The organism is Sedimentitalea sp. XS_ASV28, assembly GCF_041224545.1.
Taxonomy (GTDB): Bacteria; Pseudomonadota; Alphaproteobacteria; order Rhodobacterales; family Rhodobacteraceae; genus Sedimentitalea.
Genome location: NZ_JBGFGP010000092.1, coordinates 26461 through 49598 on the forward strand (window position 1 = coordinate 26461; position 23138 = coordinate 49598).

Here is a 23138-nt window from a genome sequence, read left to right on the forward strand (position 1 = left end):
ATCATGGGGGTTGCATGACAAAATCCGTACTCATCACCGGGGCCGGGTCCGGGTTTGGCCGCGACGTTGCCCTTGGACTGGCCCGGCTGGGTCACAAGGTCATCGCCTCCTGCCAGATATGGCCGCAGGTCAGCGATCTTAGGGCCGAGGCGGCGCGCCTCGGCCTTGACATGAAGGTGATCAAGCTGGACGTGCTGTCGGAGATCGACCGCAACCATGCGCTGGCCTTCGATTTCGATGTGCTGTTCAACAATGCGGGCATCATGGAATCCGGCCCCGTCGCCGAACTTCCGCCGGAAATCGTCCGGCGCATCTTTGACACCAACGTCTTTGCCGCACTGGAACTGGCGCAGGGGGCCGCGCGCAGGTTCATCGCAAGGGGCGCGGGGCGGATCGTCTGGACATCTTCGGTGGCCGGACTGGTCAAGGTGCCGTGGGACGGGGCCTATTCCGCCAGCAAATTCGCGGTCGAAGGCTTTTGCCTCGCGATGCGAGAGGAACTGGCCCCCTACGGCGTCGAGGTCTGCACGGTCAATCCCGGTGCCTTCCGCACCGGATTCAACGACACCGGGATGGAGGCGCAGGACCAGTGGTGGGGCCAGGGCGAAAGGGTCATGGACCACTGGCCGGTTCGCGAACTGACAAAACAGGCGGACCCGGCCGAGATGGTCGAGGCCATGATACGGGTCATTACTCAGGAAAATCCCCGGTATCGTACCGTGCTGCCGAAAGCTGCGGAGGATATGGCGCGCAGGGAACAGGCCGAGGAATGGGAAAGGAAGCTGTGATCACCGTCACGGCCCGCTTTCGCGCCCGCGATGCCGATGCCCTGGTCCCGCTGTTGCAGGCTCTGGCCGATCACAGCCGGTCAGAGCCGGGATGCCTCGCCTATGACTATTACCGCAGCGGGGACGAATTCACCTCGATCGAGCATTGGTCCGACGCCAAAGCGGAGGCCACGCATAATGACACGGCCTTCCTCAGGGACAGCCTGAAGGCGATCCTGCCGCTGATCGACGGCTCTCCTGCCGTGACCCGCTGGCAACGGCTATAGCCGGTCTGAAAAATCCCGGACAAAATCGCCCAGCATCGCGCGCGTCTTGTCGTCGGTCAGATTGCCCGTTTTGTCATAAACATCACCGGCGCGCGACACCATCAGGCGGCCCTCTGTCCAGAGATCGCATTTCAGGGTTCGCAAGACCGGCAGCCAGTGGTTCTGCGCCATGATCGTGCCGAATCCGCCGGGCGAGGCGCCGATCACGGCCACCGGCTTGCCTTCAAACATCTTCAACCCGTCTCCACGCGACATCCAGTCGATCACGTTCTTGAAAACACCGGGGATCCCGTTGTTGTACTCCGGCGTGACCAGCAGCAGACCGTCCGCCGATCCAAGTTGCGTCTGCAACGCCTGCACTGCCGGCGGCAGCCCTTCGGACGATTCGAGATCGGCGTTGTAAAGCGGCACGTCGACAATCGATCCGATCTGAATGGTCGTGTCATCCGGCGCCAGTTCTGACGCGGCACGCAACAGGCCCGTGTTGAACGACGCCTTGCGCAGGCTGCCTGAAAGTCCGAGTATCGTTTTCATTCGTCATCTTCCGTCTGTTGAAATTCATAGCCACATCGTGGGCAGGTGCATTGTGCCCGTTGAAACTGCTTGCGCCGCACGTCTTGGTGGATGCTGCGGGCGATCTGGCGACTGATGCCGAGTTCGCGTCGCAACTTTTCGATCTTGCGCCCTTCTCCGAGATCGATTTGCCCGTCTTCCAGCGCACAGCGGAATTCCTCGCGTAGCAGATCCCGGCGGCGATGCAAATGATCGGCCAGGCCGCTGGCGATGATCCCGGCGGGCAGCGCGGCCATGCCGACACCGAGGATGGTGATCGCGCCGCCAAACACACGCCCCAGCGGCGTGATCGGCGTGACATCGCCATACCCCACGGTCGTTAGCGTCACCATCGACCACCACATCGCGGCGGGAACAGAGCCGAAAGCCTCGGGTTGCGCCTCGTGTTCGACGAGATAGGCCCCGGCGGCGGCGAAGATGAGAAGGATCGTCAGGATGGAAAAGGCAGCGAACAGGGTGGCCGCTTCCTCCTTGATCACCGCCATCAGGACAGACAATGCCGGCGAATAACGTGTCAGCTTGTAAATGCGCAGCAATCTCAGCACCCGCAGAAGCTGGAAATCCAGCGGCATCAAAAGCGTGAGATAGAAGGGCAGGATCGCGATCAGGTCGATAATCGCCATAGGTGAACACATATAGCGCAGCCGCGCCTGCCAGGCTGGCAGATGCGGTCGATCTTCGGCCGCCACCCAGACACGCGCGACATATTCGAGCGTGAAGATCAGGGTGACGAAAAGGTCGAAACTGCGGAATTCGGCGCGATATCGCAGGAAAAGCGCCGGAACGGTCTCCAAAGCGACCGCCGCGACGCTCAGCAGGATCAGGGCAATAAGCGCAGCCTCTACGACGCGCGACACCCTGTCCGCGCTGCTGGGATGTTCGAGTACCTGATAGACCCGCCTTCTCACTGGATGGGCCGTGGCGCTCATCCCTCTGTCCGCAGTTCACGCAGAGCGGTTTTGAGTGGCCATAGAATCTGAGAATAGAGGGCGGTCACCCACAATAGGTTTCCGATGATGGCTGGCACATAGGGCAGCACCAGCAGCAAAACGAGTGTCACCGCGATGCCAAAGAGACGAACGCCGCCATGTACGTGGCGCCGGGTGATGTCGCGCCCTTCGACAAGATGCTGCAATACCCAGATGGAGGCCAGAAAAATGCCCAGCCCCGCCGTGCCGATGATTCCGTAATCATAGGGATAGGGCGCAAGGAAGCCGACATAGATCTCGCCTGCGAGCGCCACGCCGATCATGACGGTGGACCACATGAGAACGATATGGCCGAACCAATAGCCAAGCAGCGTTCCGACGTCGCGCGACTTCGGTTTCGCATTGCCGACGCTGTCGAAATAGACCCAGGCCATCGCGAACAGCGAAAAACCTCCGATGGCCATGTTGATCAACGCCCCGGCACCGGGCTTGTAAATGCCCTTTTCCGACAGGGTGACCACCAGTTTGAAGAACCCTTCCCCCAAAAGGATCAGCATGATCAGCCCGAAGCGTTCGGCAATATGGCCAAGCCGGGGCACGAAACGCTCCAAGCGCAGCGTGCCAATCTTGGGCGCCATGTACTGCAACTGGATCGCGACGATCCCCGCACCAAAAACCCAATAGGCCAGCGGGCGCGGCAGGAACGCGGTGACCGCGAACAGGATGGCGAGAATAAAGAAGTTCCGGCCCTGCTCATAGGCCAGACCGCAGCGCGCTTGCTCATTTCGACGTGCGCGCCAGTATAGCAATCCCGTCAGCGCCCTGTTGGCCGCAAAAGCCAGCGCGAAAAAGACCCACCCCTGGCCTGTCACGCTGTTGAGCGACGCGGCAAAGAACATCACCGTCACGATTTGCGCGGACATGATGAAGCGGTGCGGAATGTCGGTCGAGATATAGAGCGAATTGTAAACCGAACTGTCAGCCCAGGCGAAAAAGAACGCGATGAAAAGCCCGGTGAAAACCAGGAAACCCGACCAGTCGAGATGGTGCGAGAGATAATTTCCCAACAGGAATATCGTGACCACATGGACAAGATCGAAGAACAGCTCGACCCAGTGCACGTGGTCAGACGCGTTCTCAACATCCATATGATGCTGCGGCTTTCGCCAGATTGGAAACTCTTTCATCGCTACACCTCTATTGAAACTGTCGCATTTTGTTCCGCTCCAAGTTCACATTTATGCAGTCTGAGCTTCGAAGGCCAAGGGGCTTTTGCAGCCCGTGCCGGGCGTCTTCGGCGCGGATGTCTGACACCGATTACGCGTTAGAAGACGGTCGATGCGACTTCACGGCGCGTGTCGGATCAATTCTGCACGTATGGAATCCAAGAAGGTCCCGGCGGCCCTGCCAGAACCACTGTGCCTGTCGAGAACTCGCCCGGTTCCTGACCCGCGATCAGGAGAGGGCTTCGAGAAACAGGACGATGCCGGCGCCGGAGACAAGACCGATGAGACCGGCAACGAGACGGGGACGCCATGTCGATTTGCGGGCGGGTTCGCTGTCAGAAGCCTGACGTATCAGCGCGGCTTCGACCAGTCCGGGCAGGCGCGGTCCAAAGCGGGCGAGGACACGTGCGGTCTTGCCCAGATCGGAGAGCAGTGCGGTGGGACCTATTGATTGCTTGATGTAATCCTCGACCACCGGTCGCGCGACTTCCCAGATATTGGTGTGCGGGTTCAGTGACCGGGCAACGCCTTCGACCACGACCATCGTGCGTTGCAGCAGGATCAGTTCGGTTCGGGTTTCCATCCCGAAACGTTCGGTCACCTCGAACAGATAACTGAGCAGACGGCCCATCGAAATCTGGGTTGCGTCCATGCCGAAGATCGGCTCGCCCACCGCGCGCAGGGCGCGGGCGAATTCGTCGACATCCTTGTCGGCGGGCACATATCCTGCTTCGAAATGTACTTCTGCGACACGCTTGTAGTCGCGGCGGATGAACCCGAACAAGATCTCTGCATAGACGCGTCGGGTGTATTCGTCGATATGGCCCATGATGCCGAAATCATAGGCGATGATGTCGCCGTTCGATGCGACCTTGAGGTTGCCCTGGTGCATGTCGGCGTGAAAATAGCCGTCGCGCAGGGCGTGCAGCAGAAACAGCCGCAGGACGCGCTCTGACAAGTCCGTGCGGTTATGTCCGGCAGCGTCCAGCGCGGGGTTGTCGCCCAGCGAAACCCCGTCGGCCCATCCCAGCGTCATCACCCGCCGCGCCGACAGCGACCAGATGATGGGAGGGAGGCAGAAGCCCTCGTCGTTCCGGGTATTGGCTTCGAATTCCGAGGCGGCGGCGCTTTCCAGTCGCAGGTCGAGCTCTCCCCGAACCACCCCGTCGAAATGCTCGATCACCTCCATCGGGCGGAGTCGGCGGGCACCTGGCGCGAACAGATCGACGATGCGCGCGGCGAAATAGAAGGCGTCGATATCCTTGCGAAAGGCGCGTTCGATGCCCGGGCGCAGCACCTTGACCGCGACATACTCGTTCGTGTCGATCAGCCGTGCCTTGTGAACCTGCGCAATCGACGCAGCCGCGATGGGTTCGCTGAATTCCGAAAAGAGTTCGGAGACCGGCCGGCCGAGTTCTCGCTCGACCGCGGCCCTGGCGGTGTCGATGGAGAACGGCGGCAGCTTGTCCTGAAGAACGCGCAGTTGTGCGGCGAGTTCATCGCCGACCACATCGGGCCGTGTCGACAGGACCTGTCCGAACTTGATGTAGGCGGGGCCGAGCGCCGTCAAGGCGCGGGTGGCCGGGGGCATTTCGGGATCGCCCTTGTAGCCCAGCCACATGAAGGGTTTGCCAAGCGCATGCGCCAAAAAGCGCAGGGCGCGCGGAGCCTCGAACGCGTCCAGAACCACGTTCATCGCCCCGGTCCGTTCGAGCGTTGCGCCGGTGCGGATCAACCGGACGATATTGTGAGGGCCACGCATGTCAGATTTTCCATCCCGAATGCAGCGCGGCGATGCCCATGCTCAGGTTGCGGTACTTGGCATTTTCGAAACCGGCCTGACGCACCATCGCGAGAAAGCTGTCCTGATCGGGGAAGTTGCGGATCGATTCGACGAGATACTGGTAACTGTCTCGGTCACCGGCAATCATCTGGCCCATGCGGGGGATGATGTTGAAGCTGTAAAGATCATACAGTTTTTGCAGCCCTTCGTTGGGCAGCTGGCTGAATTCGAGGACCATCAGCCGACCGCCGGGGCGCAGCACGCGATAGGCCTCGGTCAGCGCCTGTTGCGGGCGGGTCACGTTACGTATGCCAAAGCTGATGGTATAGACATCAAAACTGTTGTCGGGGAACGGCAGCGCCATGGCATCCCCCACGACCCAGTTCAGGCTGTCGGCCAGATTGGCGGCTTCGGCGCGTTTGCGGCCCTCGATCAGCATCGGTTCGGTCAGATCAAGAACGGTTGCGTGACCGTGGCCCGCGCGGTCCAGAAAGCGGAACGAAATGTCACCGGTGCCACCGGCCACGTCAAGCAGGCGCTGGCCCGGGCGCGGCGCGAGCCAGTCCATCATCGCATCTTTCCACAGCCGGTGGATGCCAACGCTCATCACATCGTTCATGATGTCGTATTTCGATGCGACCGAGTTGAAAACGCCCTGCACCCGGCCGGCCTTTTCGTTCTCGGGAATGGTCTCGCGACCGAAATGGGTGGTTTTGTCGTTGTTCTCTGTCATCGGGTCTTGCCGCCTCGCCGTTTCGCCCTTGTTATAGGGCGCTGTGGGGCAGGCACAATGCGGCCCCTTGAACAGAAAGACGTCAAATGCCCGAATTGCCAGAGGTCGAGACAGTGCGTCGCGGTTTGTCGCCGGCCATGGATGGCCAGATCATCACCCGTGCCGACGTGAACCGGCCGGATCTGCGCTGGCCATTTCCCGAGCGGATGGCGGATCGTCTGACGGGGCGTCGTGTCCTGCGGTTGCGCCGCCGCTCCAAATACATCCTCGCCGACCTTGATAGCGACGAGAGCCTGTTGATTCATCTCGGCATGTCGGGGCGGATGACCGTGTCCGGGGATCCGCTGGGCCAGTTTGTAAGGAACCACCCGGCGGCGCAGAAACACGATCACGTTGTACTGCATATGGGCAACGGTGCGCGTATCACCTTCAATGATCCGCGCCGCTTTGGCGCGATGGACCTGCTGGACACGCAGACCGCCGAGCAACACAAATTGCTTGCAGGGCTTGGCCCCGAACCGCTTGGCAACGACTTCAACGAAACCCGGCTGATCGACGCGTTTCGCGGGCGGCAGAGCCCGGTCAAATCCGTTCTGCTCGATCAGAAAGTGGTTGCGGGTCTGGGCAACATCTATGTTTGCGAAGCGTTGTTCCGTGCCTCCTTGTCGCCGCGGCGCAAGGCGGGCAACATCGCCGCCGCCCGCGTTGCGATGCTGGTTCCGATCATCCGGCAGGTGTTGTCAGAGGCGATCGACGCGGGCGGATCGTCGCTGAGGGATTTCCGGCAAGCGGATGGAGAGTTGGGATATTTTCAGCACAATTTCGACGTCTACGGCCGCGAGGGGCAACCGTGCCGCACGCCGGGTTGTACCGCGCGGATCAGGCGAATCACGCAATCCGGCCGGTCATCCTTCTATTGCGCGCAATGCCAAAGATAGCTTGAAACGCGAAATCTGCGTGGTAAGGCTTCGAGTCTGATCGGAACAACCGAAAGCGAAATCCATGGCCTATGAGACAATCAATGTTGATGTCGATGATCACGTTGCACTGATCCGGTTGAACCGGCCGGATGCGCTGAATGCGTTGAACACGCAGTTGTTGCAGGAATTGTGCCAGGCGCTGGAAGAGGCGGATGCCAACGAAAAGGTGCGGTGTATCGTTCTGACCGGGTCGGAAAAGGCGTTTGCCGCCGGTGCGGACATCAAGGAAATGTCCGAACTGGGTTTTGGCGATGTGTTCAACATCAACCTGTTTGCCGACGCCACGGACCGGATCGGGCGGATCCGCAAGCCGATCATCGCCGCAGTCGCGGGCTATGCCCTGGGTGGCGGGTGCGAACTGGCGATGGCCTGCGATTTCATCATTGCCGCGGACACTGCCAAGTTCGGTCAGCCGGAAATCAACCTCGGTGTCATCGCGGGGCTGGGTGGTACGCAGCGACTGACCCGTTTTGTCGGCAAATCCAAAGCGATGGACATGAACCTGAGCGGACGTTTCATGCCGGCGGAAGAAGCCGAGCGCGCCGGTCTGGTCAGCCGTGTGGTCCCGGCGAAAAAGCTGATCGAAGAGGCCACGAATGCTGCTCAGAAGATCGCTGAAAAGTCGATGATGACCATTCTTGCGGCCAAGGAAGCGGTAAATCGCAGTTATGAGACGACGCTCTCGGAAGGGCTGTTGTTCGAGCGCCGCGTGTTCCATTCGATGTTCGCGACCGAAGATCAGAAAGAAGGCATGGCCGCCTTCCTGGAAAAGCGGCAACCGCAATTCCGCGACAGGTAGGGCCGCCAGCGGCAACTGCACAAATTGCGGGTTGGCAAATGCGCCGAAACTGGATAATGACCGCTGCCATACATGCGCGTGCGGCCCGCTCAGGCTAGAATCACACTGGTGGATCAGGAACCGGTTTGGGTTTGCGTTGCGCAATTGAAATGAACCGAAACCGAACAAAGGTCTGAACACCATGGCAAATTCGCCGCAATCCAAGAAACGCGCCCGCCAGAACCAGGCACGTTTTGCCGTCAACAAAGCCCGCCGTTCGCGGATCCGCACATTCCTGCGCTCTGTCGAAGAAGCCATCGCATCTGGTGACAAGGAAGCCGCGACCGCAGCCTTGCGCGCCGCTCAGCCGGAGCTGATGCGCGGGGTCTCCAAGGGCGTCTTCCATAAGAACACCGCATCCCGCAAGATGTCGCGTCTTTCTGCCCGCGTCAAAGCTCTGGGCTGACCTCCGGTCCGGATAGGACAAAAGTTAAGTAATACAAAGGCGTTGCAGTGCAGCGCCTTTTTTTGTTGCATGCATCCGTGCAACACCTGCCGCGCAAACCAGAGATTCTTTGCGCTGGAATCGTGAGTCAACAACAGAGTTTCATTGCCGCTCCGCACCCGAAATTGCTACCACTGTTCCAGCGATTCACTTGCTTGGGGGGACAGGCGGTGCACGTTGCATGACTGAACTGCATCAGCCATGAAACGGGTTCCATGCTGGGTGGTACGGCTGCCATACCGACCACTTTTGCTTGCAACGAAATTCCGGTTCCACACCGGTTTTCGCAGCCCTGTCATAACATGTCTGTGTAACAGTGCCTTGTCAGCCTGCGTATTCGATACGAATAGCGAACTTTGACCCTGTTACCTTGACTGCAGCGCCGATGGAACCGGCGCGCGCAGCATCGGTCCTGCGGCCGGTGCATGGCCTCGTGCGGCGTGAATCCAAACCGGGTTCTGCCCCGGTCAAACAATGGAAAAGGCCAAAAGGCCGATAAGCACGGGATGCGTGAGGCGCTGCATGACACAAGAAAAATGGGGTCAACTGAAACTTGGGCTGCTCAAGACGGTCGGACAGAGCAACTATACGACCTGGATTGAACCGCTGGAATTCGAGCAGTTGCAGGACGGCGTCGCCGTGTTCAATGTGCCCACCAATTTCATGGGAAATTATGTCAGCCAGAACTTTGCCGATGTCATACTCTACGAACTGAACACCGCAGGCGAGAAGGTTCAGAGAGTCACATTTCGCGTGTCGGCGAACAGCACGGCGAAACCGTCGCCTCGGCTGGTATCCGAAGCGCCAAAGGCCGTCGCAAGTGTCGAATCCACCGTTTCAACGGGCGAAGAGCTTCCCGCTGCGCCGCTGGACACGCGTTTCACCTTTGACACCTTTGTCGTCGGCAAGCCGAATGAGCTTGCCCATGCCGCGGCGCGCCGCGTCAGCGAAGGCGGGCCCGTCACGTTCAATCCGCTTGTGCTCTATGGCGGCGTCGGGCTTGGCAAGACCCACCTCATGCACGCGATCGCGTGGGAGTTGCGCAAGCGCCAGCCCGAACTCAACGTGCTGTACCTGTCGGCGGAACAGTTCATGTACCGCTTTGTGCAGGCGCTGCGCGAACGCAAGATGATGGATTTCAAGGTTCTGTTCCGTTCGGTCGATGTTCTGATGGTCGACGACGTTCAGTTCATCGCCGGCAAGGACAGTACGCAGGAAGAATTCTTTCACACCTTCAACGCGCTGGTTGACCAGAACAAGCAGATCATCATTTCCGCCGACCGCGCGCCGGGCGAAATCAAGGATCTGGAGGAGCGCGTCAAATCCCGTCTGCAATGTGGTCTGGTGGTTGATCTGCATCCCACCGACTACGAGTTGCGGCTTGGTATTCTGCAAGCCAAGGTACAACAGCATCGCGACACATATCCCGGCCTGGAAATCGCCAATGGCGTGCTGGAATTTCTGGCACAGCGCATCTCGACCAATGTGCGCGTTCTCGAAGGGGCGCTGACCCGTCTCTTTGCCTTTGCGTCGCTGGTCGGGCGCGAGATCGACATGGAACTGACGCAGGATTGTCTCGCCGATGTGTTGCGCGCGTCCGAACGCAAGATCACCGTCGAGGAGATTCAACGCAAGGTCTCGGATTACTACAATATCCGGCTGAGCGATATCATCGGCCCAAAGCGGCTGCGGTCTTATGCCCGGCCCCGTCAGGTCGCGATGTATCTTGCCAAGCAACTGACGAGCCGCAGCCTGCCCGAGATCGGCCGCCGGTTTGGCGGACGCGACCACACGACCGTGATGCACGGTGTCAAGCGCATCGAGGAACTCAAGGTGATCGACGGGCAGATCGCGGAAGATGTGGAAATCCTGCGCCGCGCGCTCGAAGCCTGACCGATATAACCGCAAAGCGACATGGGGTGCCGCTGTACCCCGTGTCACACCATTGCCCGGATGCAATACAAGCGATCTGCCTGCCTGTCGCCTCTTGACGCATGAATCATTCCAGCGGACAAATTCACAAAAAACTTGTGCTGGCCGGGTAAACCGCTAGGTTGCCCATCCCGGCCCATGCAGAGGATCGAAGGACATGAAAATCAGCATCGAACGCGGCACGCTGCTCAAGGCCGTGTCTCAGGCGCAGTCGGTTGTCGAACGCCGCAATACGATCCCGATCCTTGCCAACGTCCTGATTGAAGCGGAAGGCGATCAGGTTATGTTCCGCGCCACCGATCTCGATATCGAGGTTGTCGACAAGGCTCCGGCACAGGTTGAACGCGCAGGTGCGACGACGGTCGCGGCGACGACGCTTCATGAAATCGTGCGAAAACTTCCCGATGGGGCGTTGGTGACGCTGACCGCAGATGCCGCCGCGGGCCGGTTGACGGTCGAAGCCGGACGATCGAACTTTTCACTTGCCACCCTGCCGCGCGAAGATTTCCCGGTGATGGCGAGTTCGGATTACGACACCAACTTTTCCGCGCCTGCCGGGGTATTGCGGCGCTTGTTCGACAAGTCGAAATTTGCGATCTCGACCGAAGAGACCCGCTATTATCTCAATGGTGTGTTCATGCATGTCGCCGATGCCGATGGTGGCAAGGTGCTGCGTTGCGTGGCCACCGATGGCCACCGGCTCGCCCGGATCGATGCGGATCTGCCCGAAGGCGCAGGAGACATGCCCGGCGTGATCGTCCCACGCAAGACGGTTGGCGAATTGCGCAAGCTTCTGGACGATGACGAAATGGCGATTGCGGTCTCGGTCAGCGAAACCAAGATCCGTTTTGCCACGCCCGATATCACGCTGACTTCCAAGGTGATCGACGGCACCTTCCCGGATTATTCGCGCGTTATCCCGCAGGGCAACTCGCGCCGTCTCGAGGTCGACGCTGCCGAGTTTGCGCAAGCGGTCGATCGGGTGGCCACGGTGTCGTCCGAGCGGTCGCGAGCGGTAAAGTTGCAGCTGGAAGAAGACCGGTTGGTCCTATCGGTGAATGCGCCCGATAGCGGTGCGGCTGAAGAGGAGCTCGCGGTGGCGTATGGGGACGAACGGCTCGAAATCGGGTTCAACGCCAAGTATCTGCTGGAAATCGCCAGCCAGGTCGATCGCGAAAATGCGGTGTTCATGTTCAATTCCGCCGGTGATCCCACATTGATGCGGGAAGGCAATGACCAGAGTGCGGTTTACGTGGTCATGCCGATGCGTGTCTGATCCGCGCCGGCCTGAACGTCGCGCATCGCTGCACCGGGCACCGGCGTGACAGGCATGTCCCTGTCCCTGACCGAACTCACCCTGTCGCATTTCCGCTCGCATAAACTCGGGCGGATCGCGCTTGATGCGCGCCCGGTTGCGGTTTACGGCCCCAATGGCGCAGGTAAGACCAACATCCTCGAAGCCGTATCGCTGTTGTCACCGGGTCGCGGATTGCGCCGCTCCAGCGCCGAAGAGATGACCCGCCGTCCAGAAGCGCTTGGCTGGAAACTGACCGCGGTATTGCGCGCGCAAGACACGCTACATGAAATCGAGACCTGGTCCGAGAACGGCGCCGCCCGACAGGTGCGGATCGATGGGAAACCGACAAGCCAGATTGCGCTTGGACGAATTGCGCGCGTCCTCTGGCTCATTCCCAGCATGGACAGGCTCTGGATCGAGGGTGCAGATGGCCGCCGGCGGTTTCTGGACCGGATGACGCTCAGTTTCATGCCCGAACACGCAGAACTGTCGCTGACCTACGAAAAGGCGATGCGCGAACGCAATCGGTTGCTCAAGGATCAGGTGCGCGACGCCCATTGGTATGCTGCGCTCGAGGCGCAATTGGCCGAGGCCGGTCATCGCATCCATCAGAATCGCCTGCGCGCGCTGGCATTGCTGTCCGCCGCGCAACAACGATCCGAGACCGCGTTTCCGGTCGCCGACCTCGACCTGGTTCAGACAGAGGGCGTGATGCCCGATGACGAGGCCGATCTGCGCGAAGCTCTGGCAGAAAGCCGCTTTCGCGATCTGGCGGCAGGCCGCACGCTGGTCGGGCCGCACCGGGCCGATCTCCTGGGGGTATATGCCGCCAAATCGGTGCCGGCTCGCGATTGCTCGACGGGCGAGCAAAAGGCCTTGCTGGTGTCGCTGATCCTCGCCAATGCCCGGGCGCTGGCCGAGCAGATCGGCACACCGCCATTGCTGCTGCTGGATGAGGTTTCGGCCCATCTGGATGCCGACCGGCGCGCCGCACTATATGACGAGATCTGCGCGTTGGGCGCGCAGGCATGGATGACGGGCACCGGCCCTGAATTGTTCGAAGAGCTTGGCGAACGTGCACAAAAGCTGGAAGTCACCGAGGCAGACGGCATCTCGCGGATCGCCACGCCCTGACCGCGCTCGCGCGGATCGGCCTGCACGTCATCGCACCACAAAATATAGCGCAACCGCGTGACAATCCCCCCCATAATTCGTATAAGATGCAAAAAAGAAAAGGGATATTTCGGATGTCCGAAAACGCGAAGCTGCCGGAAGAGTATGGCGCAGATTCCATCAAGGTTCTCAAGGGCTTGGAGGCCGTCAGAAAACGCCCTGGCATGTATATCGGCGATACCGATGATGGATCCGGTCTGCATCACATGGTTTACGAGGTCGTCGATAACGGTATCGACGAAGCGCTGGCCGGCCATGCGGATGCGGTAACCGTCAAGATCCACGCCGACAGCAGCGTTTCGGTCAGTGACAATGGCCGCGGCATTCCCGTGGGTATTCACGAGGAGGAAGGCGTGTCTGCCGCCGAGGTCATCATGACCCAGTTGCATGCCGGCGGCAAATTCGACAGCAATTCGTACAAGGTCTCCGGCGGCCTGCACGGCGTGGGGGTTTCCGTCGTCAATGCGCTGTCGGTCTGGCTGGAACTGCGCATCTGGCGCGACGGCAAGGAACATTACGCGCGTTTTGAGCACGGCGAGACCACCGAACATCTGCGGGTGGTGGGCGACGCGGCCGGCAAAAGCGGCACCGAGGTGCGCTTCCTCGCCTCGACCGAGACCTTTTCCAACCTGGATTATTCCTTTGAGGTGCTCGAACGGCGCTTGCGCGAACTGGCCTTTCTCAATTCCGGCGTGCGTATCATCCTGATTGACGAGCGCCCCGCCGAACCCCTGCGCAGCGAGTTGTATTACGAGGGCGGGGTCAAGGAATTCGTCAAATATCTCGACCGGCACAAGACCTCGGTGATGGACGAGCCGATCTTCATCACCGGCGATCGCGACGATATCGGTGTCGAAGTGGCCATGTGGTGGAATGACAGCTACCATGAGACGGTGTTGCCCTTTACCAACAATATTCCGCAGCGGGATGGCGGTACACATTTGGCCGGCTTCCGCGGCGCGCTGACCCGGACGATCAACAACTATGCCCAGTCCAGCGGCATCGCCAAAAAGGAAAAGGTAAACTTTACCGGTGACGATGCGCGCGAGGGACTGACCTGTGTGCTTTCGGTCAAGGTGCCCGATCCCAAGTTTTCGTCCCAGACCAAGGACAAGCTGGTCAGTTCCGAGGTGCGGCCGGCGGTCGAAGGGCTCGTGAATGAAAAGCTCGCCGAGTGGTTCGAGGAAAACCCGACCCAGGCCAAGACGATCGTGGGCAAGATCATCGAGGCGGCGCTGGCGCGGGAGGCGGCGCGCAAGGCCCGCGAACTGACACGGCGCAAGACCGCGATGGACGTGAACTTCCTTGCCGGCAAGCTCAAGGACTGTTCGGAAAAAGACCCCGCCAAGACCGAGCTTTTCCTCGTCGAGGGCGACAGTGCCGGCGGCTCGGCGCAGACCGGGCGTGACCGGCGAACGCAGGCGGTGCTGCCTCTGCGCGGCAAGATCCTCAATGTGGAACGCGCACGGTTCGACCGGATGCTGTCGAGCCAGGAGATCGGCAATCTTGTCATGGCGCTCGGCACCGGGATCGGCCGGGACGAATTCAACATCGACAAACTGCGTTACCACAAGATCGTCATCATGACCGACGCCGACGTCGACGGCGCGCATATCCGCACGCTGCTGTTGACGTTCTTCTATCGACAGATGCCCGAGCTGATCGAGGGCGGTTATCTCTATATCGCTCAGCCGCCGCTCTACAAGGTTTCACGCGGCAAGTCCGAGGTTTACCTCAAGGACCAGGCCGCCTTTGACGAATACCTGATCCAGCAGGGTGTCGATGGCGCGATCCTGCGCCTGGCCTCCGGCGAAGAACTCTTGGGTCAGGATCTCGCGAGGGTTGTCGACGAAGCGCGGCAACTGCGCCGTGTGCTTGATGCTTTCCCAACGCATTATCCGCGCCACATTCTGGAACAGGCCGCCGTCGCAGGCGCGTTTGTCCCGGGCGCTGTGGATGCCGACCTGCAGGGCGTCGCCGACAAGGTGGCAACCCGGCTCGACCTGATCGCACTGGAATACGAACGCGGCTGGCAAGGCCGCATCACGCAGGATCACGGCATTCGGCTCGCGCGAATCCTGCGCGGAGTCGAAGAAGTCCGCACTCTCGATGGACCGATGCTGCGCTCCGGAGAAGCGCGCAAGACCGGCAGTTTCACGCAAAGCCTGCAAGAGATCTATGCGACGCCCATCACGCTTGTACGGCGCGACCGGACGCAAACCATCTATGGTCCGATCGGCCTCTTGGATGCGATCCTCGATGAGGGCGCAAAAGGACTGACGCTGCAACGCTACAAGGGCCTTGGCGAAATGAATCCGGATCAGCTCTGGGAAACGACGCTCGACCCCGACGCCCGGACATTACTGCAGGTCAAGATAGAAGATATGGCCGAAGCCGATGATCTCTTTACCAAACTGATGGGCGACGTGGTCGAACCACGAAGGGAGTTCATCCAAAAAAACGCGCTGAGTGTCGAGAACCTCGATTTCTGATGTGTTGTAAGATCGCGTGTAGTCATGCGCGATCCCCATAAGTTTGCGCGATTTGCCCAAAGGTTTGCGCGGCGACTGCGCGGAGCGTCACACATTTCAGTCGATCCATGCCTCCAAGGGGAGAGTGTTAAGCCATTTGCGCATATTGCGCCATCGTGGCACTTCCCGATCGAGAACAGCAGTGAACCTCTGATCGTGCCGAGGTGAAATAAGGTGGGTTAGCTCGTGCAAAATCACATAGACGATCATGGCCTCTGGCTTTTCACGAGCGAAGAGTTCTACCAGATGATCCGTTTTTCGACATTGTAGCTGCCCCACCAATCCGGATGCACGTCCCAGACCTGCAATCCAGGTGTCGAACCCTGGAGGTGCCCAATCAAGAAGACGATTTTCAAGATCTTGAAGATCAGCTCCCTTTTCGCAATGTCGTCGAAGGCTGGTTCCAAACTACGGCGGAGCTTTCGTTCCTTCTTGGCGCTGTGATGTGATCTCCGGAAATGCCCCCGATTTTGGTTAGAGTTTTTCGCATCGAATCTCTGGCTGAGAGAGGAACGGAAACGCATGAAAGTACCGAAATTCACGGACGCGCAGAAGGCGTTCATCATCAGGCAGGCGGAGGACGGTTCATGGACTTCGCGCACGGTCAACTGGCAACGGGGCAAAAGATCAGGGTTTTGACGGTGGTGGACACCTTCTCTCGCTATGTGCCAGTGCCCGATGCGCGGTTCGGTTATCGAGGTGAAGATGTCGTCGCGACGCTCGACCGGCTGTGCCGGCGGATCGGCTATCCTGTCACGATCCGGGTCGGCCAGGGCGGCGAGCCATCTCGCGCGACATGGACCTATCAACGCAGTGTCACGCTCGACTTCTCGCGACCGGGCAAACCGATGGACAACGTCTTCATCGATGCCTTCAACGGCAGGTTCCGGGCGGAATGCCTGAACAGCCACTGATTCATGAGCCTTGAAGACGCGGCCGAAAAGTTGGAGGCTTGATTTAGAGACTACAATGAAGAACGGTCGCACAGTGCAATCGGGCACAAGGTTCCGGCGGACCTGATGAACTCTCCACACGACACCAGCCAGTGCACCTGATTGGAGGGCGTAAACTCTGACAACGGCCGAGATCGCGTCGGGTAGCACATCACCAACCTGCAGACTTTTGTTGTGAACAAGCGACCGGCAGAGGCAGGTCACTCATGTACGATAGTAACAGTGGGTTTCTCAAATATTCAGTCGCTGTTTATGCGTTGGGTTAGCGCGCTCGAAGGCTCTGCCTTTCCCGCTATCGCGCCTGCCGCGTGCAGATCGGTCAGCAACTCGGATCGGGCCCGCGAGGCTGCGTTGCCACTCAATCGCAGGATATGGCTCGGGTGCCAACTCACCATGACCGCGCCACCGTCAAGTGCCGTTTCTATTTCGCCACGCCGGGCGCGCAGCGGCAAGTCGGTGCCGGTCAAAGCATAAGCGGCAGTTGCGCCAAGCGCCAACGCCAGTTTCGGCTTGACCAGCCGCCGTTCCAGATCGAGCCACCAGCGACAGTGTTCGATTTCATTGCGGTCGGGTGACTGGTGGATGCGTCGTTTGCCGCGCGGCCGGAACTTGAAGTGTTTCACCGCGTTGGTTTTCCAGACCGGGCCAATGCCAGCATCCCTGATGAGCTGGGTGAGCAATTGTCCCGCCGGACCGATGAAGGGGCGACCTGCGATGTCCTCGTTGTCGCCGGGTTGTTCGCCCACGATCATCAGCGGTGCGGAAGGATCGCCCTCACCCCAGACGGTTTGCGTCGCGGCTTCGCAAAGGTCGCAGCGACGGCACCGGGATGCGGCATCCCGGGCGTCGTCCATCGTCTGGGGCAGCGCGGAGATTTCGGGAACAGACAATCGGTTCAGAATACGCTCGGCGCGTGCAGGTGCCCGGGTCGGCATGGCGGCGTGCATCGCGGCGACGCGGCTCTCGGCGTCCGCCAGCATGTCCGGTATGAGCCTGGTTTCAGGAAGGTTTTTCCAGTACTTCAGCGGCATCTCCGAGCGCATGGCCTGAAGATGCAGGCGCGCCGGATTGAAAATATTGCTGAAATAAGTGCCCCAGAGAGCCTCTGACGTATCTTCCGGCAGGTCGGGCCGCTCCGCAGGCGGATGGAAGCTCAGAATACCCTCCTCGAAGCGAGCCACGCCAGTTGGAGTCGCGATTGCCCAGTCCATATCGGCAAACCGGCGGGCGAAGAACGGCGTTGCGATTTCGAGGATCAGGTGATCCGGTTCGAACCATGCACCAAAGCGACGGCGGGGCCCGTCGGACGGCAATTCGCGAAATCGGACAAACGCATGCATCTTGTGAACATCACGTCCGACCGCTTTCTGCAAACGCGCCAGCTTGCGTGACAATGGATCAGCGGGGTTCGTCAGGGCGCGCCGGTCGGTCTGATGACGATAAAGCGCCTCATAAAGCAGGGCAGGGGCGTTCGCCTGCGTGTGGCAAAGCACCGATGCTGCCGCTTTCAGGAAGCTCCTGGTCACTGTCACATCTGTCGGTCCGTCCATGCCGGGAGCCGCAGTGCCTGTGAAAAGCCCTTCATCCCCACTGCGGTCCCAAACGATTTTGTCCGGTGGCACATGGTTCACGAGGAAGCGGCGGGCGTTGTCGCGCCAGACGTCAAAGAACCCCCGCTGGGGCAGCGACACATGGTACATCAAAACAGGCTCAGTTGCTTTGGCGGTGTGGCGAACCGCGCGCGCAGGTCGTCACGGTCGGTCAGAGCCCCCGGTGACCAGTCCGGCATCGTCACAAAAGATTTGGCGACGCCCATCCGTGCGCCGATGCGGATCAGATCGCCATAGCGCAGGGCACCTGACCGCCGGGCGGTCAGAATACGGCTCACCGTCCGTGTTCCAAAGCCCGGCACCCGCAACAGCGTGTTGCGGCCGGCGCGATTGATGTCGACCGGAAATAAGCCCCGGTTCGCAATCGCCCATGCCAGCTTGGGGTCAACGTCCAGATCGAGATCGCCCGAAGGCGCGGTACTCGTGATCTCTTCCACGTCGAAACCGTAGAAGCGCAAAAGCCAGTCCGCCTGATATAGTCTGTGTTCCCGCATCAATGGCGGTTTGACGAGCGGAAGAGCGACGGAAGCGTCGGGGATGGGTGAGAAAGCAGAATAATATACACGCTTCAGCTTGTATCCGGTATAGAGCCGGGTTGCGGTGGTCAGAATATCCCGATCGTTCGCGGAGTCGGCACCGACAATCATCTGGGTCGATTGCCCGGCGGGCGCGAACCGCGCGGCGCGCTTGCCTGTATGACTTTTTTCTCGGCTTTCCTGACGTTTCAAGCGGACAGCGGCCATCGCCGCGCGGATCGTTTCGGGCTTTTTCTGGGGGGCAAGCGCGCGGGTGCTGGAATCGCGCGGCAGTTCGATGTTGACCGAAAGACGGTCGGCATACAGGCCCGCCGCGTCAATCATGTCTTGGCTCGCTTCGGGGATGGCCTTGAGGTGGATATACCCTTTGAACCCGTGGTCGCGTCGAAGCGTGCGCGCAATGCGGACCATATCCTCCATCGTGTCGTCCGGGCTGCGAATGATCCCCGAACTCAGGAACAGCCCCTCGATGTAATTGCGCCGATAGAATTCAAGCGTAAGCGTCACCACCTCTTCGGGTGAAAAGCGGGCGCGCTCAACTCCGCTGCTCACGCGGTTGATGCAATAGGCGCAATCATAGATGCAGAAGTTGGTCATCAGGATCTTGAGCAGGCTGATACACCGCCCGTCTGGCGTATAGGCATGACAGATCCCGCTGCCCCCGGCGCTTCCCAACCCGCCGTCGCGAGAGTCGCGACGCGTCGTGCCGGACGAAGCGCAAGATGCATCATATTTCGCGGCATCGGCGAGAATGGCCAGTTTTTCTTGGAGCGTTCTTCGCATAGAACAAAGATAGAACAAAACGCATGATCTGCAAGTGTGTGATGACCGGCGTGAATTGAATCCACCTGGCTCCATCCTCGCCGGCGCCCACATGATCCGATGCTTCCGATCTTCGAAAAGCATATGTTATTGAGTTGACGGCCCGACTGGTGCCATTCAGATCGCTGGTCTTCCCCACCGATGTTGCCCACCGCAATGTTCAGGAAAACGGTGGAAACACATTCGTCGCCAGATCGAGCCCGACTGTGATGATCTCCCAAATGACCGCTCTCATTTGTGGACCGTTGCAGACCCACCTTTGCACAGGGATGCCGTCACATCATCAGGACCCACGGGACCAATTCAGTCCGCCCCGGTTTCGGCTGAAATCGCACGGGACAGCATGGCGCGGAAGCTCTTCGCGCCCGCATCGAGGCCAAGGTCGATATGCGGGGTTCTGGCGTGTTTCATGCCGCGATGCACTTCTTCTAGGATCGCGCGATCCTCTTCAAAGGCCATGCGGGCGCCCTTGTTCATATATTCGGACACCTCGCGGTCATCGGCATGGTCGTTGCGGTGCTGGAACCAGAAATATCGGGTGCGGTCAGCGTCCAGCGGGGTCATGAAATTGTAGGAAATGTTGATGAACGTATCCTGCACGGGATTGGAATCATAGCCGCCGGTGCCGACAGGTGTATAGACCGACTTGTTCAGGCCGATGCCGGGCAGACACATCTCGTAATGCTGCAGGCGGTCGCAATTCCCGCCGAACCGCAGCAGCCTTTCGTAATAGGGCGAGGGCGGCTGATCGCTGATCCAGCGTGAAACCACGACACCGGTGTCGTGGCGTTCCAGGTTCAGCGGCTCGCCATCAGTGCCGGCCCCGGCAAAAGACGAGACATGCACCCAGGCCACATGGCTGGGATCGAGAAGATTGTCGCATATCCACAGATAGTTGCAGTCGATATCCATCGCGCCGCCATCGGTCATGCCCCAGGCGGAATTGTCGAAATTCTCGATAGGAAAGATCAAATCCGGATCGGCGAGGTCCGGATCGCCCATCCAGATCCACAACAGACGATAGCGATCGGCGACTGGATAGGATTTGACCACAGCGCGCCGGGGAATGGCGTTGGTCTGGGTGGGTGCGGCGACGCATGTTCCGGCGCAGTCGAATGTCAGCCCGTGATAGCCGCATTCCACATGATCGCCCTTCAGGTTCCCGTGCGAGAGCGGCAGTTTCCGGTGCGGGCAGGCATCCTCCAGCGCCACAGGGGTGCCGTCTTCCTTGCGGTAGAGCACAATATTCTCGTCCAGAAAGGTCTCGGGCCTGAGGTTGCGTCCTATTTCCTCGCTCCAGCCCGCCACATACCAGCAATTTCTAAGATACATCCCCGAACCCTTTCCCGCTTGGCCGATTGGCAGCGGCATCTTGCATCAATCGGGTGCGCGGCGCTATCACGCAGGATTAATATGGAGATTAGGCTGGCTTATCGTTCTGCGGGATAGCATCAGGCAGTCCGGGGTTGGCGGCCACCTCGTTCCGGATCCACGAGGTAAAGTCGCGCACCTTGGCGCTCTGACCGGGATCGTGCCGGTAGACAAGCCAGTAGGACAGGGGCGATTGTGTCGCTGCCGTGAAGGGACGAACCAGCCGCCCGTCGCACAGCGCGTCCACCACCAGCGGTGTGCGACCAAGGGCGACGCCAAGCCCCTGAATCGCCGCTTGTACCACCATGTTCGATTGCCCGAAACGTCGGGATTTCAGCGGCTTGGGCAGGGTCAGGCCGCAATTGCGCGCCCAGAACTCCCAAGTCGGGGCGGCATTGCCAAAGCTCTCATTGTCGTCATGCAGCATCGTGTGATGGGCCAGATCGTCGATTGTTTTCAAACCCTTCCCACCGTCCAGCAGCGATGGCGCGCAAACCGGGGTCAGGCTTTCCTGCATTAGAAGCTCGACCTGAAAACCGGGGTAATCGCCCAATCCATATCGGATCCCGATATCGGCATCGGCGGCCGAAAACGGGTGTTGTCCGGTATCGGTCGCAATCGAAACCGCGAGATGCGGGTGGGTCACATCGAAATTGTAAAGCCGGGGAAACAGCCAGGTAAAGGCAAAACCGGGCAGGCAACTGATTACGATGGTATTTTCCGACCGGGTACGGTCGCGCAACTGGGCACAGACATCCGATATCCGACCGAGCCCGTCCGAGATCGCCCGCGCCAGTTGTTCGCCCTCGCGCGTGGGGCGCGATCTGCGGGCGCCCCGGATCAGCAATTCATGGCCAAGCCACTCCTCCAGAGCCTTCACATGCTGGCTGATCGCGCTCTGACTGACGCCCAGTTCCTGGGCCGCTGCGGAAAAGCCCGAATGGCGGACCACCGCTTCGAAAGCGCGCAACGAAGAAAAGGGCAGGTTCATGATCATATTAGCCAACCTAATGCCATACATTATTGAAATCAAATAGATGGCGGGCTGATGCGAAGGCTAAGATCGCGCTGGTTCCGAATGAGTGAAAAGGACAGTGCGGATGCAGAACATGTCGCCGGAAAACGGAGCGATCAACCTGCTTCGCAACTGTGCGGATGCGCGGCCCGGCGAGCGGTTGCTAATCGCTTATGAGGCGCCCGAATATGGGTATTTCGACGCGGCTTCGGTCGGCGTGGTAACTCGGGCGGCGCAGTCAATCGGACTGAAGGTGGATACGCTCGATGTCGGGTTCGACCCGGACACGCCACAACTGTCGCCCGCCTTGCGGGAACGGTTCAACACCGCTGATATCGTGGTTTTCCTGGCACGGCTCGGGGATCAGCTGCGCTTCAGCGAAATGCCGGCGGGCAAACGTGTCGTGGTCAGTTTCGCGCTGTCCGAACATCAGTTCGGCTCGGGCTTTGCCAATGGTCACCACGCCGCGTTCCTGGCGCTGAAAGATGCGGTCAACCGGGTTTTCCATGGGGCCGGACGGGTGCGTATCACCTGCCCGCGGGGCACCGAGATCACTGGCCGGCCGCAGATGAACATGACGTCCGCGGGCGATACCAGCGTGCGGCGGTTTCCGATGTCGGTTTTCACACCCGTGCCCGCGCACAGCTTTTCGGGGCGCGTGGCGCTTGGTTTCCTGACCGGGACGGGATCGCGCTATTACGATGGCTACTCGACCGAGTTCGATGCGCCGGTATTTGCACGGCTTGATCAAGGACGGCTGACCGGATTCGAAGGGCAGGCGCGGGACGTGGCGCGCGCCAATGCGCAATATGACCGGGTCGCCGCCCGGTTCGGGATCGATCGCGATTTCGTTCATTCCTGGCACGCGGGTATTCATCCGGGATGCGGTTTTCCCTGGGACATGCGTCGGAATTGGGAACGCTGGGGAGGCGCCGCTTTTGGTAATCCCCGGATCCTGCATTTTCATACCTGCGGCGCCTATGCCCCCGGCGAGATCAGCTGGAATGTAATCGACCCGACTATCGAGGTTGATGGTCTGATCCTGTGGGACAGGGGCGCGTTCATGGCCCGACGGCTGCCCGGCGGTCCGGAAATTCTGGCACAATACCCCTGTGCAGAGGCTCTTTTCCAGCAACCTGACACCGATATCGGGCTGCGCGAGGCCGGTTGAATGACCTCTGCGGCCGCGCGGCGACACTTGATCGAATCGCGCATCGCTTTTAATTCTTGTGGCAATAGGGTCGAAAGGACGCGGCCCTATGGTGCGGAGCACTTCCGTCTCCGGCGCCGGCGATGACGAAGATGGTGGACGAAACCCGCCTCCGTGCCCGGCAGAT

The 23138-nt window shown here is 60.0% G+C and carries 20 protein-coding genes and 1 pseudogene; 11 read left to right on the top strand and 10 right to left on the bottom strand.

Annotation, left to right across the window (positions count from 1 at the left end; all coding sequences use genetic code 11):
- The first annotated feature begins 14 nt into the window (after window positions 1–14).
- Entirely contained in the window at window positions 15–788 is a 774-nt protein-coding gene (locus tag AB9K34_RS05345; RefSeq protein WP_369953403.1) for an SDR family oxidoreductase, read from the top strand.
- On the top strand, window positions 770–1054 hold the full coding sequence (locus AB9K34_RS05350) for a putative quinol monooxygenase (RefSeq protein WP_369953404.1): 285 nt from the start codon (window positions 770–772) through the stop codon (window positions 1052–1054). The genes AB9K34_RS05345 and AB9K34_RS05350 overlap by 19 nt, the downstream gene beginning before the upstream one ends.
- On the opposite strand, the gene AB9K34_RS05355 is transcribed toward AB9K34_RS05350, so the two are convergent.
- The 5 genes from AB9K34_RS05355 to ubiE form a co-directional block, all read right to left on the bottom strand.
- Entirely contained in the window at window positions 1049–1588 is a 540-nt protein-coding gene (locus AB9K34_RS05355) for an NADPH-dependent FMN reductase (RefSeq protein ID WP_369953405.1), read from the bottom strand. The genes AB9K34_RS05350 and AB9K34_RS05355 overlap by 6 nt on opposite strands.
- On the bottom strand, window positions 1585–2556 hold the full coding sequence (locus tag AB9K34_RS05360; RefSeq protein ID WP_369953406.1) for an ion transporter: 972 nt from the start codon (window positions 2554–2556) through the stop codon (window positions 1585–1587). The genes AB9K34_RS05355 and AB9K34_RS05360 overlap by 4 nt, the downstream gene beginning before the upstream one ends.
- A complete protein-coding gene (locus AB9K34_RS05365; protein WP_369953407.1) occupies window positions 2553–3743 on the bottom strand; it encodes a low temperature requirement protein A in 1191 nt (396 codons plus the stop codon). The genes AB9K34_RS05360 and AB9K34_RS05365 overlap by 4 nt, the downstream gene beginning before the upstream one ends.
- Before the next feature lie 268 nt (window positions 3744–4011).
- Entirely contained in the window at window positions 4012–5544 is a 1533-nt protein-coding gene (gene ubiB, locus AB9K34_RS05370; RefSeq protein ID WP_369953408.1) for a 2-polyprenylphenol 6-hydroxylase, read from the bottom strand.
- A gap of 1 nt (window position 5545) precedes the next feature.
- The gene (gene ubiE / locus AB9K34_RS05375; RefSeq protein WP_369953409.1) at window positions 5546–6298 is read right to left on the bottom strand and encodes a bifunctional demethylmenaquinone methyltransferase/2-methoxy-6-polyprenyl-1,4-benzoquinol methylase UbiE; all 753 of its coding nucleotides are present in this window, start codon (window positions 6296–6298) and stop codon (window positions 5546–5548) included.
- 86 nt (window positions 6299–6384) lie between these two features.
- On the opposite strand from ubiE, the gene mutM reads away from it, so the two are divergent.
- The 7 genes from mutM (at window position 6385) to gyrB (ending at window position 15455) form a co-directional block, all read left to right on the top strand.
- Window positions 6385–7236, top strand: a complete 852-nt coding sequence (mutM, locus tag AB9K34_RS05380; RefSeq protein ID WP_369953410.1) for a bifunctional DNA-formamidopyrimidine glycosylase/DNA-(apurinic or apyrimidinic site) lyase — start codon at window positions 6385–6387, stop codon at window positions 7234–7236.
- 64 nt (window positions 7237–7300) lie between these two features.
- Window positions 7301–8077, top strand: coding sequence for an enoyl-CoA hydratase (locus AB9K34_RS05385; RefSeq protein ID WP_369953411.1), 777 nt, complete (start codon window positions 7301–7303; stop codon window positions 8075–8077).
- 181 nt (window positions 8078–8258) lie between these two features.
- A complete protein-coding gene (gene rpsT / locus AB9K34_RS05390) occupies window positions 8259–8522 on the top strand; it encodes a 30S ribosomal protein S20 (protein WP_369953412.1) in 264 nt (87 codons plus the stop codon).
- A 561-nt stretch (window positions 8523–9083) separates the two neighbouring features.
- Window positions 9084–10454: a chromosomal replication initiator protein DnaA gene (gene dnaA, locus AB9K34_RS05395; RefSeq protein WP_369953413.1), complete on the top strand. Its 1371-nt coding sequence runs from the start codon at window positions 9084–9086 to the stop codon at window positions 10452–10454.
- Between the two features lie 196 nt (window positions 10455–10650).
- A complete protein-coding gene (gene dnaN, locus AB9K34_RS05400; RefSeq protein ID WP_369953414.1) occupies window positions 10651–11769 on the top strand; it encodes a DNA polymerase III subunit beta in 1119 nt (372 codons plus the stop codon).
- 54 nt (window positions 11770–11823) lie between these two features.
- Window positions 11824–12924 carry a DNA replication/repair protein RecF gene (recF, locus tag AB9K34_RS05405; protein WP_369953415.1) on the top strand — a complete coding sequence of 367 codons (1101 nt, stop codon included), beginning with the start codon at window positions 11824–11826 and terminating at the stop codon, window positions 12922–12924.
- Between the two features lie 113 nt (window positions 12925–13037).
- The gene (gyrB, locus tag AB9K34_RS05410) at window positions 13038–15455 is read left to right on the top strand and encodes a DNA topoisomerase (ATP-hydrolyzing) subunit B (RefSeq protein WP_369953416.1); all 2418 of its coding nucleotides are present in this window, start codon (window positions 13038–13040) and stop codon (window positions 15453–15455) included.
- Between the two features lie 96 nt (window positions 15456–15551).
- Here gyrB and AB9K34_RS05415 read toward each other — a convergent pair whose 3' ends face one another.
- The gene (locus tag AB9K34_RS05415) at window positions 15552–15773 is read right to left on the bottom strand and encodes a M48 family metallopeptidase (protein ID WP_369953432.1); all 222 of its coding nucleotides are present in this window, start codon (window positions 15771–15773) and stop codon (window positions 15552–15554) included.
- A gap of 179 nt (window positions 15774–15952) precedes the next feature.
- Between AB9K34_RS05415 and AB9K34_RS05420 the strand changes: the two are divergent.
- Window positions 15953–16549, top strand: a pseudogene (locus AB9K34_RS05420) (integrase core domain-containing protein).
- A gap of 137 nt (window positions 16550–16686) precedes the next feature.
- On the opposite strand, the gene AB9K34_RS05425 reads toward AB9K34_RS05420, so the two are convergent.
- The 4 genes from AB9K34_RS05425 to AB9K34_RS05440 all read right to left on the bottom strand — a co-directional run bounded on the left by AB9K34_RS05425 (window position 16687) and on the right by AB9K34_RS05440 (window position 21777).
- The gene (locus tag AB9K34_RS05425; protein WP_369953417.1) at window positions 16687–18147 is read right to left on the bottom strand and encodes a UdgX family uracil-DNA binding protein; all 1461 of its coding nucleotides are present in this window, start codon (window positions 18145–18147) and stop codon (window positions 16687–16689) included.
- Entirely contained in the window at window positions 18147–19376 is a 1230-nt protein-coding gene (locus tag AB9K34_RS05430) for a putative DNA modification/repair radical SAM protein (RefSeq protein WP_369953418.1), read from the bottom strand. Before AB9K34_RS05430 ends, AB9K34_RS05425 begins: the two co-directional genes overlap by 1 nt.
- Before the next feature lie 342 nt (window positions 19377–19718).
- Window positions 19719–20747, bottom strand: coding sequence for a Rieske 2Fe-2S domain-containing protein (locus AB9K34_RS05435; RefSeq protein WP_369953419.1), 1029 nt, complete (start codon window positions 20745–20747; stop codon window positions 19719–19721).
- 88 nt (window positions 20748–20835) lie between these two features.
- A complete protein-coding gene (locus AB9K34_RS05440) occupies window positions 20836–21777 on the bottom strand; it encodes a LysR substrate-binding domain-containing protein (protein WP_369953420.1) in 942 nt (313 codons plus the stop codon).
- Window positions 21778–21886: 109 nt separating this feature from the next.
- Here AB9K34_RS05440 and AB9K34_RS05445 point away from each other — a divergent pair, with 109 nt between their 5' ends.
- Window positions 21887–22972 (top strand): hypothetical protein, encoded by a 1086-nt coding sequence (locus AB9K34_RS05445; protein WP_369953421.1) that lies wholly within the window; start codon window positions 21887–21889, stop codon window positions 22970–22972.
- Window positions 22973–23138: the final 166 nt, after the last annotated feature.

Excerpts from the sequence above, each read along its gene's own strand:
- gyrB (WP_369953416.1), top strand. The coding sequence starts at position 13,038 with ATGTCCGAAAACGCGAAGCTGCCGGAAGAGTATGGCGCAGATTCCATC.
- AB9K34_RS05440 (WP_369953420.1), bottom strand. The coding sequence starts at position 21,777 with ATGAACCTGCCCTTTTCTTCGTTGCGCGCTTTCGAAGCGGTGGTCCGC.
- recF (WP_369953415.1), top strand. The coding sequence starts at position 11,824 with ATGTCCCTGTCCCTGACCGAACTCACCCTGTCGCATTTCCGCTCGCAT.
- AB9K34_RS05385 (WP_369953411.1), top strand. The coding sequence starts at position 7,301 with ATGGCCTATGAGACAATCAATGTTGATGTCGATGATCACGTTGCACTG.
- AB9K34_RS05445 (WP_369953421.1), top strand. The coding sequence starts at position 21,887 with ATGCAGAACATGTCGCCGGAAAACGGAGCGATCAACCTGCTTCGCAAC.
- AB9K34_RS05425 (WP_369953417.1), bottom strand. The coding sequence starts at position 18,147 with ATGTACCATGTGTCGCTGCCCCAGCGGGGGTTCTTTGACGTCTGGCGC.
- AB9K34_RS05350 (WP_369953404.1), top strand. The coding sequence starts at position 770 with ATGGGAAAGGAAGCTGTGATCACCGTCACGGCCCGCTTTCGCGCCCGC.
- dnaN (WP_369953414.1), top strand. The coding sequence starts at position 10,651 with ATGAAAATCAGCATCGAACGCGGCACGCTGCTCAAGGCCGTGTCTCAG.
- AB9K34_RS05355 (WP_369953405.1), bottom strand. The coding sequence starts at position 1,588 with ATGAAAACGATACTCGGACTTTCAGGCAGCCTGCGCAAGGCGTCGTTC.
- dnaA (WP_369953413.1), top strand. The coding sequence starts at position 9,084 with ATGACACAAGAAAAATGGGGTCAACTGAAACTTGGGCTGCTCAAGACG.
- AB9K34_RS05360 (WP_369953406.1), bottom strand. The coding sequence starts at position 2,556 with ATGAGCGCCACGGCCCATCCAGTGAGAAGGCGGGTCTATCAGGTACTC.
- rpsT (WP_369953412.1), top strand. The coding sequence starts at position 8,259 with ATGGCAAATTCGCCGCAATCCAAGAAACGCGCCCGCCAGAACCAGGCA.
- AB9K34_RS05365 (WP_369953407.1), bottom strand. The coding sequence starts at position 3,743 with ATGAAAGAGTTTCCAATCTGGCGAAAGCCGCAGCATCATATGGATGTT.
- ubiE (WP_369953409.1), bottom strand. The coding sequence starts at position 6,298 with ATGACAGAGAACAACGACAAAACCACCCATTTCGGTCGCGAGACCATT.
- AB9K34_RS05435 (WP_369953419.1), bottom strand. The coding sequence starts at position 20,747 with ATGTATCTTAGAAATTGCTGGTATGTGGCGGGCTGGAGCGAGGAAATA.
- AB9K34_RS05345 (WP_369953403.1), top strand. The coding sequence starts at position 15 with ATGACAAAATCCGTACTCATCACCGGGGCCGGGTCCGGGTTTGGCCGC.
- AB9K34_RS05430 (WP_369953418.1), bottom strand. The coding sequence starts at position 19,376 with ATGCGAAGAACGCTCCAAGAAAAACTGGCCATTCTCGCCGATGCCGCG.
- mutM (WP_369953410.1), top strand. The coding sequence starts at position 6,385 with ATGCCCGAATTGCCAGAGGTCGAGACAGTGCGTCGCGGTTTGTCGCCG.
- ubiB (WP_369953408.1), bottom strand. The coding sequence starts at position 5,544 with ATGCGTGGCCCTCACAATATCGTCCGGTTGATCCGCACCGGCGCAACG.